The 13,668-nt window shown below is 45.2% G+C and carries 15 protein-coding genes; 4 read left to right on the top strand and 11 right to left on the bottom strand.

The window, feature by feature from the left end:
* Positions 1–2: 2 nt before the first annotated feature.
* Both BLV62_RS03490 and BLV62_RS03485 read right to left on the bottom strand, forming a co-directional pair.
* Positions 3–1,412 (bottom strand): radical SAM protein, encoded by a 1,410-nt coding sequence (locus tag BLV62_RS03490; protein ID WP_089758742.1) that lies wholly within the window; start codon positions 1,410–1,412, stop codon positions 3–5.
* A complete protein-coding gene (locus BLV62_RS03485; protein ID WP_089758739.1) occupies positions 1,405–2,163 on the bottom strand; it encodes a prolipoprotein diacylglyceryl transferase in 759 nt (252 codons plus the stop codon). Before BLV62_RS03485 ends, BLV62_RS03490 begins: the two co-directional genes overlap by 8 nt.
* Positions 2,164–2,228: 65 nt before the next feature.
* Here BLV62_RS03485 and BLV62_RS03480 point away from each other — a divergent pair, with 65 nt between their 5' ends.
* Positions 2,229–2,915: a peptidoglycan DD-metalloendopeptidase family protein gene (locus tag BLV62_RS03480; protein ID WP_089758737.1), complete on the top strand. Its 687-nt coding sequence runs from the start codon at positions 2,229–2,231 to the stop codon at positions 2,913–2,915.
* A 128-nt stretch (positions 2,916–3,043) separates the two neighbouring features.
* Here BLV62_RS03480 and BLV62_RS03475 read toward each other — a convergent pair whose 3' ends face one another.
* Positions 3,044–3,793, bottom strand: coding sequence for a hypothetical protein (locus BLV62_RS03475; RefSeq protein ID WP_089758735.1), 750 nt, complete (start codon positions 3,791–3,793; stop codon positions 3,044–3,046).
* 153 nt (positions 3,794–3,946) lie between these two features.
* Positions 3,947–5,260, bottom strand: coding sequence for a M20/M25/M40 family metallo-hydrolase (locus BLV62_RS03470; RefSeq protein ID WP_089758733.1), 1,314 nt, complete (start codon positions 5,258–5,260; stop codon positions 3,947–3,949).
* Between the two features lie 250 nt (positions 5,261–5,510).
* On the opposite strand from BLV62_RS03470, the gene ruvB reads away from it, so the two are divergent.
* The gene (gene ruvB, locus BLV62_RS03465; protein ID WP_089758731.1) at positions 5,511–6,539 is read left to right on the top strand and encodes a Holliday junction branch migration DNA helicase RuvB; all 1,029 of its coding nucleotides are present in this window, start codon (positions 5,511–5,513) and stop codon (positions 6,537–6,539) included.
* 195 nt (positions 6,540–6,734) lie between these two features.
* Here ruvB and BLV62_RS03460 read toward each other — a convergent pair whose 3' ends face one another.
* From BLV62_RS03460 to BLV62_RS03450, 3 genes are all read right to left on the bottom strand, one after another.
* Positions 6,735–7,436: a response regulator transcription factor gene (locus BLV62_RS03460; RefSeq protein ID WP_089758938.1), complete on the bottom strand. Its 702-nt coding sequence runs from the start codon at positions 7,434–7,436 to the stop codon at positions 6,735–6,737.
* A gap of 105 nt (positions 7,437–7,541) precedes the next feature.
* Positions 7,542–8,333, bottom strand: coding sequence for a DUF3108 domain-containing protein (locus BLV62_RS03455; protein WP_089758729.1), 792 nt, complete (start codon positions 8,331–8,333; stop codon positions 7,542–7,544).
* A 9-nt stretch (positions 8,334–8,342) separates the two neighbouring features.
* Positions 8,343–9,248, bottom strand: a complete 906-nt coding sequence (locus tag BLV62_RS03450; RefSeq protein ID WP_089758727.1) for a lysylphosphatidylglycerol synthase domain-containing protein — start codon at positions 9,246–9,248, stop codon at positions 8,343–8,345.
* 116 nt (positions 9,249–9,364) lie between these two features.
* Here BLV62_RS03450 and ruvC point away from each other — a divergent pair, with 116 nt between their 5' ends.
* Together ruvC and BLV62_RS03440 are read left to right on the top strand one after the other, a co-directional pair.
* Positions 9,365–9,925, top strand: coding sequence for a crossover junction endodeoxyribonuclease RuvC (gene ruvC, locus BLV62_RS03445; RefSeq protein ID WP_089758726.1), 561 nt, complete (start codon positions 9,365–9,367; stop codon positions 9,923–9,925).
* Positions 9,926–10,106: 181 nt separating this feature from the next.
* Positions 10,107–10,832, top strand: coding sequence for a response regulator transcription factor (locus tag BLV62_RS03440; RefSeq protein WP_089758724.1), 726 nt, complete (start codon positions 10,107–10,109; stop codon positions 10,830–10,832).
* Positions 10,833–10,856: 24 nt separating this feature from the next.
* Here BLV62_RS03440 and BLV62_RS03435 read toward each other — a convergent pair whose 3' ends face one another.
* From BLV62_RS03435 to rsmA, 4 genes are all read right to left on the bottom strand, one after another.
* A complete protein-coding gene (locus BLV62_RS03435) occupies positions 10,857–11,246 on the bottom strand; it encodes an HIT family protein (protein WP_089758722.1) in 390 nt (129 codons plus the stop codon).
* A 75-nt stretch (positions 11,247–11,321) separates the two neighbouring features.
* Entirely contained in the window at positions 11,322–11,795 is a 474-nt protein-coding gene (gene greA, locus BLV62_RS03430; protein WP_089758936.1) for a transcription elongation factor GreA, read from the bottom strand.
* Positions 11,796–11,981: 186 nt separating this feature from the next.
* Positions 11,982–12,911 (bottom strand): NAD(P)-dependent oxidoreductase, encoded by a 930-nt coding sequence (locus tag BLV62_RS03425; RefSeq protein ID WP_089758720.1) that lies wholly within the window; start codon positions 12,909–12,911, stop codon positions 11,982–11,984.
* Positions 12,908–13,663, bottom strand: a complete 756-nt coding sequence (rsmA, locus tag BLV62_RS03420; RefSeq protein WP_089758717.1) for a 16S rRNA (adenine(1518)-N(6)/adenine(1519)-N(6))-dimethyltransferase RsmA — start codon at positions 13,661–13,663, stop codon at positions 12,908–12,910. The genes BLV62_RS03425 and rsmA overlap by 4 nt, the downstream gene beginning before the upstream one ends.
* Positions 13,664–13,668: the final 5 nt, after the last annotated feature.

The following is a 13,668-nucleotide window of genomic DNA, read 5'->3' as shown; positions in this document are numbered from 1 at the left end:
ATTTAAATAATGTGAGAAAACTCGCGTTCTTTCTGTAATTCTTTCAGGTATTCTTCCTTATCATCCCTGTAAAAAAGGTTCATTGTTTCGAAAGGGATAATACGTCCATCTTTATGTACAATGTGTACACAGGACTTTTTTATCGCCCTTACATCAAAGTCGTATGCATCGAGGAAACGCATGATAACGATCCTGAACAGGTTCTTATAGCTTAACCCTGGCGCCTGTACCTGCGGCAGGCAACAGAGCAGCGACTGCATATCGTTCACCGCCGCATCCGTAGAGATACCCGTGCTGAAGATCTTCAACACGTGCTGATGCAACCGTTCGTCCTGTTCATACACGATGGTGTTTTTCCCGTTATTCAGTAAAACCGCCGGGTCCACATACCGGGTCAGCGGGAACACCTGTCCGTCTATCTTCAGGGCGTAAGCCATAGCTAAGGCATCGGGGTTGCAGGGAACGGGAATGATATCGTTAGCCGTCCAGACAGGCGATTGGGCCAGTATCTGCTGCCGTACTTCCGTTAATGGCATACGGTCTGTCGACGGGTCGAATTCGTCTGTTCTACCTGCTGCCTGCACCGGCTGGAAAGTCACGCCCCGTACGCAGGGTTGTTTCAGCGCGTAATCAATGATCTGGCCTATTTCATCGTCATTCATTCCTTTCTGCAAGGTAACTACCAGGGTAGTGCTGAGTCCCGCCTCGTTCAGGTTTTCAATTGCCTGTTGCCGGGTATCTGTAAGATCCTTTCCCCTCATTTTTTCCAGCACCGATGGTCTGAAAGAATCGAACTGTAGGTATACCTCGAAATCGGGCATATAAGTAGCCAGCCTGGCTGTAAACTCTTTGTCCTTCGCGATCCTGATCCCGTTCGTGTTGATCATCAGGTGACGGATAGGTTTGGTTTTGGCGATATCCAGTATTTCGAAGAATTGCGGATGTATAGTAGGTTCGCCGCCGCTTATCTGCACCACGTCCGGCTGTCCTTCATTTGCCACGATGATGTCCAGCATGGCCTCTATCTCTTCCAGGGTCCTGTGACGGCCGTAATGGGGCGACGACATGGCATAACAGGTCGGGCAGGTAAGATTACAGCGGTCTGTTACTTCTATTACGCTCAAACAGGAATGCTGTTCATGATCGTGGCAGAGGCCACAGTCGTAGGGGCATCCATAATGCGTTTTAGTATTTGTTTTAAGCGGCGCCTCAGAAGGCTTGTTATAGTTGCGGGTATTCTTGTAATAGTCAATATCCGTAGCTATCAACACCTTTTCCATTCCGTGTTGCTGGCAGTGTTTGACCATAAACACCTTCCCTTCTTCAAATATGATCTTTGCATCTACCCTGCGCAGGCAGGTGCTGCAGATGCTCAGGGTGAAATCGTAATACGTGTAATTCTTTTCAGGCATATTGCTTCTTTATCAGTCGTGACGGAAAAATAATAGATGGGGCATAATATATCAGTCCTGCCAGGCAGGCCAGCTGTATGGAACCCAGGCCGGCAAAATACCTGTACCCTGGTTTTATGAAATCTAACAGGAGCCTGAAAGCCAGGTAACCTATCATAAACATTTTAAAACGTGCCCCGTTCTCTAAGCTGTAACTCTTCTGCAAAAAAGCTATAGTCGCCCATAAAGCAACCAGGAAAAGGATCTCGTACAAGGCCACAGGGTGCCTCGAAACGCCGTCTCCCAGGTTCAGGCCCCAGGGCAGGGTTGTGGCAATACCGTAGGTTTCTTCATATACCCCCATCGAAAAACAGCCTATTCGCCCAATGATCATGGCAAGGATAAGGGGGGAAACGAAAAGATCGCCGCTGGAGGTTTTCTCTCCTATGACTTTCTTCGTGAGCTCTACTCCGATCAATCCTCCCAGCAAGCCGCCAACAATGGTTTTGTTGAGATACAGGTAAAGAAGCGGATTGCCGGCATGAAAAAAGGCAGGCGGGTTTTCCAGCGCCCCCAGCAGGCGGCTGCCGGCTAAAGCCCCGAAAATAGCGCCTATAATGATCCAGATGCGGTTATTACTATTGATGTAATCGCCCTGCTTCCGCCTCAGGTAAAGGAAATACCGGAAGCCGATAAACATTCCCAGGGTTTCTGTTGCTGCATGCAGCGGCAGATGTAGCGATAAAAAGTTGATATATACAGGAAACTGCAAGGGGTCCGATTATTTTATACACAAATTAATATTTATATTTAGATGAACGATAAGCACCATTAAAAATGTTACAGGAGGTACTAAAGAAACATCAGTCAAAATTCCGGCCGGTGGTACCGCTCCTCAGCGAGCATGAAAGCCTGTTGGTAATGGACTTTACAGCTAACAACACCACGCTTACCAAAGCCATCCTGCAGGATATAAATAAATTCAGCAGGTATATCCAGTCAACCCTGGAATCGGCTGGCTGCAGGCTGGGAATAGGCGGCTATGCTGAGCACCGGACCATCTACGCGGTAAGCCCGCATTTCGATGCAGGCGATGAACCCCGGCGGCTGCACCTGGGCACCGACATCTGGGGCGAAGCCGGCACTGAGATCTTTACGCCATTGAACGGCCATGTACACAGCTTCCGGTTCAATGATCACTTCGGCGATTATGGCGCCACCATCATCCTGCAACATCACCTGGACGGGCATTCTTTCTATACCCTGTATGGACACCTAAGCATCTCCAACCTGCAAGGGCTATACGAACACATGCCTGTAAAGGCGGGCGAACTGCTGGCTAATTTTGGTACGCCGGCAGAAAACGGCGGATGGCCGCCTCATTTACACTTCCAGATCATAGAAGACATGCAGGGTATGAGAGGCGATTACCCCGGCGTTTGCAAATACAGCGAAAAAGAAAAATACCTGCGAAACTGTCCTGACCCTGAACTGATCTTGCAACTTAACCAGTATACGCATTAAAGCCATTGCTATAGCTTCGCGATTAAATATTTTTTTGGGAAGAAGGGATTGTGGAGAGAGAAACAGGTGCGGGATAGATAAAATGCAGATGCACCGCTGGCAAGGAACGATGCACCTGCAAAAAGTTATTAATCGTGACGATGCTCAACTGACATACTGTTTTCCAGCGCGCCTTTTACCTTATCGTGCAGGTTACCATTCACATCAATGCTGATAAACAATTTACCGTTGGCAAAAGACCCGGTGAAATCTCCTATCTGGAGTTTCGTCAATACCAGGTCCATAGATACTTTCAGGCTTCCTTTCCAGTCAACCCCGGTGTCTGTGATCACTACATCCTTACCGTGAGCAGCCAGTTCAATTTTGCCTGCTAACTGGATCTCCATCGGGATCTTTTTGCCGTCCCAGGTCAGGAATCCTTTGAATCTTACAGCCGGAGATTTTTTATCTCCTTCTGCTTTTGCATATACTTTGACTTGCTGATAAGTTCCTTTCGGAATAATGATTGAGCCAAGTACAGCCGGAGCTTGCTTCAGGTCTATGATCCTGTCTGTTTTCAGTTTAAATTCTACTTCGTCTTTTCCGCGTCTGGCTTCAAAACGAAGTTCTTTCAGTCTTGCAGTGGCAGTATCCCAGGTTACATCAAAGCCTGCAGATGCTTTAGCCAAAGAAGCATCGCCGGTAATGGCGCTGAGCCTTCCGGTTGCATCAGGGGTAAGCGTGTACGAAGGATTGACGATTGAGATTTCGTAGTTAACACTGGCTCCGTCAGTGTTATCGATTGGTTGATCAGGTTTCGCCATTTCCTGCGAGCAGGATACAAGGAAACTGGCGGCAATGCCAATGGCAAAGCATCGTTTCAAGATTCCGGTTTTCATATATTGATATGGTTTTAAATGACTATGGGGAAAAGTCTTCAGGGATAAATTTAATAAACATATTTCGAATATGCAGCAACGTTATATTAATTAAATAAAAAATGATCCGGTTGAGCACACTTCAACCGGATCATTGTATGTAAAAGAAAATGTTTATTGGTTCGATTTCTCTATTCGTGTAGGCGTATCCGTTCCCTTGATGATAGATGATGCGCTTACAGCGATCGCGTTGATAATACTGGTGATATTTTCTGTATCCAGGGTTTCTGTTTCATCATCAACTGTATGATAGAACTGGTCTTTATCTATCTGCGTTGTTGAAATACTGTGAGCCGGTACGCCTTTCTTTGCCAGCGTTGCATTGTCTGAACGATAGAACAGGTCCTGCTCCGGGTAAGGATCAGGATAGAATTTAAATTCAGATCCCTGCAGGTTGCGTTGCAGGATAGGTCCAAAGTCGGAGCGTTCAAACCCGGTGATGAATGCGCTGTTCTTCCCAAACTTCGATTCCTTCCCGATCATCTCTATATTGAACATCGCTACTACTTTATCAGGGTCCAGTTGTTCGGAGAAATAACGCGAACCATAACCGCCGCTTTCTTCGGCAGTGAAAGCAACAAAGATCACTGATCTTTCAGGTTGTTGCTGGCTGAAATATTTTGAAAGCATGATAACGGCAGTGGTGCCCGATGCGTCGTCGTCCGCGCCATTGGCGATTGAATCGCCCGCCACTGCAGGAAGAATACCGAGATGATCATAATGTGCACTGAATACCACATACTCATCAGGTTTGCTTTTGCCTTTAATCATGCCGGCAACGTTAGCATATTCTTTTGTTTTGGCGCTCCTGTTGATATGGATCTCCCAGGGCGTACCATCAGCAACCGGTGATTGCTCTACCACCAACACGGTTTGCTTCCCTTTCTTTGCATTTTCGGCAGCCGTGTTCAATGCATCTTCCGACTCATATACCCCTTCGGAATAATAAGCGACCAGGCCGCTGAGATAGCCAGCCATGGAAGGGTCGAGCCATATCAACCTGTTTTTGTCTGACGTTCTGCGCAATGCTTTCAACAACTCCGTTTTATCTTTGATATGCAAAATGATATAATCATCTTCATTATACACCCAGTCGTATCGCAGGCTGTTGCCTATGGGTACTACTACCCAGTTTTTCTTCTTCCCGTTCACTTTGAAAGAAATATTATCAACCCCTATGTAGTATTTATTGAACTTTTGGAGGAAAGAGCTTTCCCCGGGAAGTGGTGATAAGCCGGCCTGTTTGAACTCATCGCTGATAAAGGAAGCGGCTTTTTCGATACCGGGGGTGCCGGGATACCGGCCTTCCATATCGTCGGCGGCCAATGTACTCACTAGTCGCCTTACTTCCTTTTCTTTGATCTCCTGCGCCGGTGTAACAAGTGACAGGCTTAATGCAGCCCCTAATAGCCATACTGCTTTTTTCATACTTTACTAATCGTTATTCAGGTTGTTGACTTTGGTTGCGGTACAGGATTTTGTTTCAGACATTTAGCTGGTAAGATGCTGGCATCACCCTGGCCAGGGGCAGCTATAATCTTTTGCCCCAGGCGAATCTAAAACTTTTGCAGGATAACCCGAAACTTTCAACTTGCCTGTAAGCCCTCCACCCGGGTAATGTATTTTACAACCTAATCTGCTGTCTTGATTATTTGCGTATTTTTGAGCGAATTCAGTTATGTCCAATCAGCCTTTAAGACCAGAAGAAAATAAACTCAGCAATGCTGAGAAAGAGTTCGAGAACAGTATACGTCCTCGGGAGATCCTTGAATTTTCCGGGCAGGAGCAGATCATCGAAAACCTGAAGATATTTATTAAGGCTGCCAAAATGCGTGGCGAAGCGCTTGATCATATCCTGTTTCATGGTCCTCCGGGCTTGGGTAAAACCACGTTGTCGAGGATCATTGCCAACGAATTGGGAGTGAATATCAAGGAAACTTCGGGGCCGGTGATCGAGAAGCCGGGCGACCTGGCTGGTTTGCTGACCAATCTTGAAGAAAAGGACGTATTGTTTATCGATGAGATACACCGGTTAAGCACTGTGGTGGAAGAATACCTGTATTCGGCCATGGAAGACTACCGTATCGATATTATGATAGAAAGCGGTCCCAGTGCCAGGTCTATACAACTAAACCTCCTGCCGTTCACCCTGGTGGGCGCTACTACGAGGTCGGGGTTACTGACTGCCCCCCTGTTATCGCGTTTCGGCATTAAATCGCGGCTGGAATATTACAATGCAGCTACCTTGCAGAAGATCATCTGGAGAGCGGCCGGGTTATTGGGTACCAAGATCACTTCGGATGCCGCGCATGAAATTGCCCGCAGATCGAGAGGTACGCCCCGTATTGCCAACGGGTTGTTGCGCAGGGTGAGGGATTTTGCACAAGTTGTGGGTAATGGGGTGATAGATATGGAAATAGCCCAGCTAAGCCTGAAAGCGTTGAATGTAGATGAATATGGGTTGGATGAGATGGATAACCGTATCCTGAACACCATCATCGAAAACTTTAAGGGAGGCCCTGTAGGGATCACCACAATCGCCACCGCTGTAGGCGAGGAAGCCGGCACCCTGGAAGAAGTGTATGAGCCATTCCTCATCCAGGAAGGGTTTATCAAACGTACTCCCCGGGGCAGGGAAGTAACGGAAAAAGCGTACATACACCTCGGCAAAACGCCTTTCAGGGGTGGAAGCAACCTCCTCTTCTAGTTTCACGCAAAGGCGCTAAGGAGGCAAAGGAACATAAGAAGTTTTTTAAGATAAAATAAGAAAGCAAAGGAAGCGAAGATCGTGTTATATAACATAATCTTCGCTCCCTTTGCTTTCTTAATTATTCTTACAAAATCCTTTGCCTCTTAAAAAACTTCTTATGTTCCTTTGCCTCCTTAGCGCCTTTGCGTGAAATCAATCTTTCACGACGAGGCGGAAGCCGTTACCGTGGATGTTCACGATTTCGATGTTTGGATCGTCTTTAAGGTATTTGCGGAGTTTGGCGATATAAACGTCCATACTGCGGCCATTGAAGTAGGTATCGCTGCCCCAGATCTTTTTAAGGGCCAGTTCGCGTGGCAGCAGGTCGTTCTTATGTTCGCAGAGCATATGGAGCAGTTCATTTTCCTTAGGAGACAGCGTATGTGTTTCCCCGTTATGGGCCAGGGTACGCAGGCGGGAGTTGAAGGTATAAGAGCCTATTACGAACTCGTGTACTTCTTCTTCCTTGTTGTTCAGTTCCTGGTTCCGTTTCAGGATAGCTTTGATCTTCAGGAGTAATAATTCGCTGTCGAAAGGTTTGGAGATATAGTCGTCCGCCCCCAGTTTGTATCCCTGGATAATGTCTTCTTTCATAGTTTTGGCAGAGAGGAAGAAAAGCGGGATATCGGGGTCCACGTCTCTGATTTCTTCGGCCAGTTTAAACCCGTCCATATTGGGCATCATGATGTCCAGCAGGCAGATATCGAATTTCTCGCGTCGGAAGGCGGCCAAAGCCAAAATACCGTCCCTGCATAATTCCACATCGTAATCATTCAGTTCCAGGTAATTTTTAAGTACCATGCCCAGGTTGGTATCATCCTCGGCCAGTAATATTTTGGGTTTACGTTCTTCCATGGTCATAATGAATTGATTATAATCAAATATAAAGTTTTTATACGGTATGTAAGGTCGGGAAATTTCAGCGGAGCCAGGCCCAATGAATTGTTAAAACTGCTGAGATCACTTTTTGTTCAGCAACGACGAGAAGGGGTAGCGGAGATTGCTGTAATTCACCATATCCACAACGATATTTCCAACTGAAATGGGGCTTTCTACCCGGAGGGGCACCTTATTGTTATCGTCGCTCACCCAAACCGTCATCTTTTCTCCTCCTTCAAAAATGGTTCCTTTAATCAGGAGGGGCTTAAATTTAATGGCCCTGAACTTCCCGAATTTTGTATTTACCTCTTCAGTGCCCAGGTAACGGATATAGATGTTATAGACCTGGTCGTCGAGGAACATGGCGAACGGGATCTTGTCGCCTGCGTTGTATTTGGAGAAATCTATGTTCCTGGCGTAATAGATGGCGCTGATCACATCCTGCACGCAAGGGGGAACCGGGAAAGTACCGTTGGTACTGACGGCCTGGTGGCCTGCCTGGTTGAATACAACGTTATTGTAGATTTTATACCCACCTTCGTTCACATTTCGTATAAATTTCAGGGGTTGCAGGGTAGCGGTATCTACATAGCTTTCGTACCGGTCGCGAACTTTGAAGATCCAGTCGTATGCTCTGAAGGTTTTTCCGTCGCCAACGATGTGGTATACATCCCTGCCGGCGTATTTTTCGAGGCTAACGTTAAAAACGGCTTCACCGGCGCCAACGTACATTTTGCCGAGGTTATAATAAACTTTGAAGGTGATGCTTTCTCCGGCCTGGAAACTGAAATTACGGATAGAGCAAAAGTCACTTTGCGCATCGGCGGTTAGAAAACAGGAAAGCCATAAAATTATGAGTAATAAATACTTCATCGGTGGAAGCTATTTTTCCTTAAAAATTTTAACACCCAGTAACAGCACACTTCCAAATAGAGCCGGCAATACGAGGTTGATCAACCAGATGCCTACAGTAGCGGCAATGATAGCCATTGTATTGGTGCTTAGTAGTCCCAGAAAGAAGATACTCACTTTACCTCTTACACCTAATTCTGCTATCGCCAGGGTGGGAACTCCAGCCATTACCAGGTAAATGACGCTGTTCAGCAAAAATCCCTGCCACCATAAGAATTCCATTCCCAGTGCGTCCAACAAAATCAAATACTGTGCCGAGAAGACGATGTACCGGAGCGCTGAAAGCAGCAACAGATAACGTAATTCGCGGGGTGGATACTGTACGATTATTTCAACAAATGCCTTCGCTTTCCGAAGAAATGGAATCTTTTCGAAGATAGAAAGAATGATCGTTAACCGAAAATATAACAAAACGGTCAGCAGACAAATAACTACCAGGACAGTTAACAGTAATTTATGCCAGAGCCCAGGGTCCAGGAAGCTGCTTTCGACTGCTGGCGGGTAATTGTTGACATAATAAAGCAAACCAATTAACCCAAAAATAATAGTGATGATAAGCTGGCTGAAACTTCCTACGATAGTGGCTGCGATGGCTTTCAGCTTGTTTTCGTTCCGCAGGTAAAGGATACGGCCCCCGTATTCGCCTATACGATTAGGGGTGTTGATGGAGAACGAAACTCCTGAAAGGATAGCGCTGAACGCTTTTATAAATGAGACCTCTTCAAGCAAATGGACTAACTTCTGCCATTTACGGGCTTCCAATCCCCAATTAAAGAACATCAGTATAAACACCAGGGTTATGCCTGTCCATCCTTTGCGCTGCAGCGACTCTCCCATATGCAGCAACGACTCGTGCAGGTTATCCCTTTTGAGCAATTGCCGGTATATTGAGTAGGTTAACAAGGCAAAAAGCGCTGTCCCTAATAAGTAATTGAGAATTATTTTGGTACTTTTGTTCAGATAGTCAATTTTTTGGCAAAAATAACGGGTGGTTGGCAAACAAGTCAAAAATAATTCTCGGGATAGACCCAGGCACGCTTGTGATGGGGTATGGTCTTATTTCGATAACCGGAAAAAAGGTTAGCCTGCTGGATATGAATGTGGAGAAGTTATCGAAATACAAGGATCACTATGAAAGACTGCAACAGATACACAACTGTGTAAATTCACTTATCAGGCAATATAAACCTACAAGTTTTGCTATTGAAGCCCCATTTTACGGGAAAAACGTACAAAGTATGTTGAAACTGGGCCGGGCGCAGGGCGTTGCTATTGCGGCGGCTATCCATAACGGCTTAACTGTTACAGAATATTCTCCAAAGAAAGTAAAGCAATCCGTAACCGGCAATGGGAACGCTGATAAAGAACAGGTTTGGCTGATGTTGCAACGCATACTGCAGATAACCGGCAAACCTGATTACTTTGATGCCACAGATGCCCTGGCGGTAGCAGTTTGCCATCATTACCAGGAATGTAATCCTCTCGCCGGCATCAGTAAATCAAAAGGTTGGGAACAATTCATTCAGCAGCACCCTGAAAGGATAGTCAGATAATTAACCGGATGTATCAGGTTATTTTATAAATCCGTAAATTGTAGTTACTTTGGTTTAAATTCATAACCCGACAAAACTATAACAAAGGATAAGCTCAATGCTTAACTATGAAAAGTGACCATCATTTGTTCTATGAACAGACTATAACAAGCTTTTTTACATTAATCAGCATCAGGCAGATATGAAAGCAAGAATCCTATTGGTGGAAGATGATCAGAATATTGGTGCGGTTACAAAGAAACGGTTAGAAGAAGCAGGCTACGATGTAGTGCACAGTGTTGATGGCCAGGCAGCATGGGAGCAATTTCAATTACGTTCATTTGATATTTGCTTATTGGATGTAGTAATGCCCAAAAAAGACGGCCTGGAACTGGCACAACAAATACGCGCTAGCAACGACCATGTTCCTATATTGTTTCTCACTTCCAAAAATGAAAAAGAAGATCGGATAGCAGGTTTACAGATCGGGGCCGACGATTATATCAGCAAGCCTTTCAGCATGCAAGAACTGATCTTACGGATCGAAGTATTCCTGAAACGCTCCAGAACTCCCGCCAAACCCAAATCCACCCAATATGCCATTGGCTTATTAACCTTCGATTACGAAGACTTACGACTATACACTGCAAACGGAGATGTATCAATTTCCCTTACCCAAAAGGAAGCGGATCTGCTAAAATATTTCTGTAATAATCCTAATAAAACACTTAAACGGGAAGATATCCTTTCTCATGTATGGGGAAAAGACGACTATTTCCTGGGTAGAAGTATGGATGTTTTTATTACGAAACTCCGGAAACATTTTAAATCAGATCCGCAAATAAAATTAGAAACCGTGCATGGCGTTGGTTTCAGGTTCAATATCCCAAATCCAAAAAATAATAAGGATAATAATAAAGAGCACTAAGAGAATTAAAGAACTCCCAAACAGCTATAACGCCGCAATGATCTGCGATTGGATCTCTTTAAATTCATCCGGCGTCAGTTCCAGTTTACTACGAGAAAAATTCATATCGTCTGCCGAGTTAATAGGAATCAGGTGCATATGCGCATGCGGAACTTCCAGTCCTACTACGCATACCCCTACACGATTACATGGTATTACCTGCTCGATCGCCCTGGCAATCGGTTTGGCAAATAATAACCACTCTCCCATTAATTCATCCGCAACATCAAAGAATTTATCAGTTTCCACTTTAGGAACCACCAACGTATGGCCCTTGACTAATGGGAAGGCATCCAGGAAGGCGCAGAAATGCTCATTTTCGGCAATCTTATAGCCTGGGATCTCTCCATTAATAATCTTCGTAAATATGGTCATAACACTCAATTTATGGCAGTAAAAAAGGGTTGCAATACCGCAACCCCTGCAAATATCCTAAAAAGACAAGTACAATTATACTGTAATCTTATCAACCTTAAACTTAATCAGGCCATTAGGAGCCTGGATCTCCGCAATCTCTCCTACCTGCTTACCTAACAAACCTTTGCCAATAGGCGATGTAATAGAGATCTTTCCTGCCTTCAGGTCCGCTTCCGTTTCTGACACGATCTGGTAAGTAACTGATTTCTTATTGGCCATATTGGTGATCGTTACCTTACATAAAATAGAGACTTTAGACGTATCTATCGCCTCGGCACTCACAATACGGGAAGTAGCTATCGCCGCTTCCAATGTAGCAATCTTAGCTTCATGCAGGCCCTGTGCTTCCTTCGCAGCATCATATTCGGCATTCTCCTTTAAGTCACCCTTTTCCCTGGCTTCCTGTATTGCGCGTGCAATCTCTGCCCTTCCCTTTGTTTTAAGGTAGGTCAGCTCATTCATCATTTGATCAAGGGTTTCTTTAGTAATGTAATTTACGCCAGACATAACCTGTTGCTGTTTTTTTTGGTTATAAGAAAAAAAAATCAACGCCTCCATTTGCACAGAAGCGTTGTTTACTGGTATTACCGCAAATATAATGAAAATAATATAAAGAAAAAACATCCTCACCCCTGATTTTAATCGATTGTAAATCAATTATTTAATCAAGGGATTGTTATTCTCCGGGCGAATTTATAATATATTCAACTTCTCCAATGTTATCCTGGCCATCTTAATACTAGCCTCATGCGAATACCCCGCAATATGCGGCGTCACAATCACGTTCGGCGACTTCAAAAACCAGGCTAACTGCGCTTTCTCTTCCTCGTTATATGTAGGAAGTTTTTCATTCTCCAGAACATCCAGGCAAGCTCCCGCTACCACGCCCTTTTCAATAGCCTCAATCAGGTCGCGGTTCTTCACCAGCTTTCCCCTGGCCGTGTTCATGAAATACACAGGTTTCGCAAATGAAGAAAAGAACTGTGCATTCGCGATATGACGGGTTTCCTCCGTCAGCGGCAAATGCAGGCTCACTACATCCGCATCCCTGAATATCTCTTCCATCGTAGCTTCCCTCACATCCTCATTCCCAAATCCCTGCTTATACTTATCATAAGCCAGGATATTCACATCAAAACCTTTCAGCTTATGGGCAAAAGTATTACCGGTATTTCCATAACCAATAATACCTACCGTTTTACCATTCAATTCCGTACCCCGGTTGCCATCTCTCTCCCATATTCCTTCTTTCAACTCCAGGTTGCTTTTCAGGATATTGTTCATCAAACACAACAACATCCCTACTGCCTGCTCTCCTACCGCATCCCTGTTTCCTTCAGGACTGCTGACACAATGAATGCCCTTGCTCTGCGCGTAAGCAACATCTATCAACTCCATGCCTGACCCCAAACGTCCTATCCATTCCAGCTGCCGGGCATTGTCCAGGATATACTTGTCTACCTTTATACGGGTAGTTACGATCATCCCTACACAATCGGCGATCTGCTGATACACTTCATCATAGGTAATGGAAGGCATGTAAACCACTTCGAAGCCTTTGTTCTTTAACTGATCTACTAAATAAGGATGCGTTTTTGCCGTTACTAATACTTTCCTGCTCATATCATCTTATGCGATAATGCTGCAAAATCAGCTACTGTTAATTCTTCCGCCCTTTTCGAAAAGATCGGGTCTGATGCCAGCAATTCTTTACTAAACATAGTTTTTAATGGGTTGCGCAATTGCTTCCTGCGTTGCCCGAATGCAGTTTTTACCAATACGAAGAACTTGCGTTCGGAAGCAATATCCGCCGGCTGTTCCAGGCGGGTAAGCCGGATAACGGCCGACTTCACCTTGGGAGGCGGGTTGAAACAATTTTCATGCACCTCGAACAGGTATTCAATTTTATAGAACGCCTGCAGCAATACACTCAGAATGCCATAATCCTTATTCCCATGCGGAGAAGCGATCCGTTGCGCTACTTCCTTCTGGAACATTCCTACCACAATATCCACCTGCGGGCGCCATTCCAGCACCTTAAACATGATCTGGGTAGAGATATTATAAGGGAAATTGCCTATAATCCTGAAAGGCCCTTCAAATGGCAGGGCTGTGTCCAATATACTCTCGTTGATCAGCTTCCCCTGGATAGCTGGATAAGTTTTTTCGAGGTAAGTGACCTTTTCCGTGTCCAGCTCCACCGCCTTGAAATGAATGCCGGGGATCTGCAACAGGTATTTGGTTATGGCTCCCGCGCCCGGACCTACTTCCAGCACCTGCTGGCCATCTGATACAGGTAACGATTCCACGATCTTCCTGCTGATATTCTCATCAGTCAGAAAATGCTGTCCGAGTGATTTTTTTAATGTATACATGTTGT

The organism is Chitinophaga terrae (ex Kim and Jung 2007) (assembly GCF_900107795.1).
GTDB classification, from domain to species: domain Bacteria; phylum Bacteroidota; class Bacteroidia; order Chitinophagales; family Chitinophagaceae; genus Chitinophaga; species Chitinophaga terrae.
Note: the sequence above shows the minus strand (reverse complement) of the source record. Positions and strands in the feature narration are given on the sequence as shown.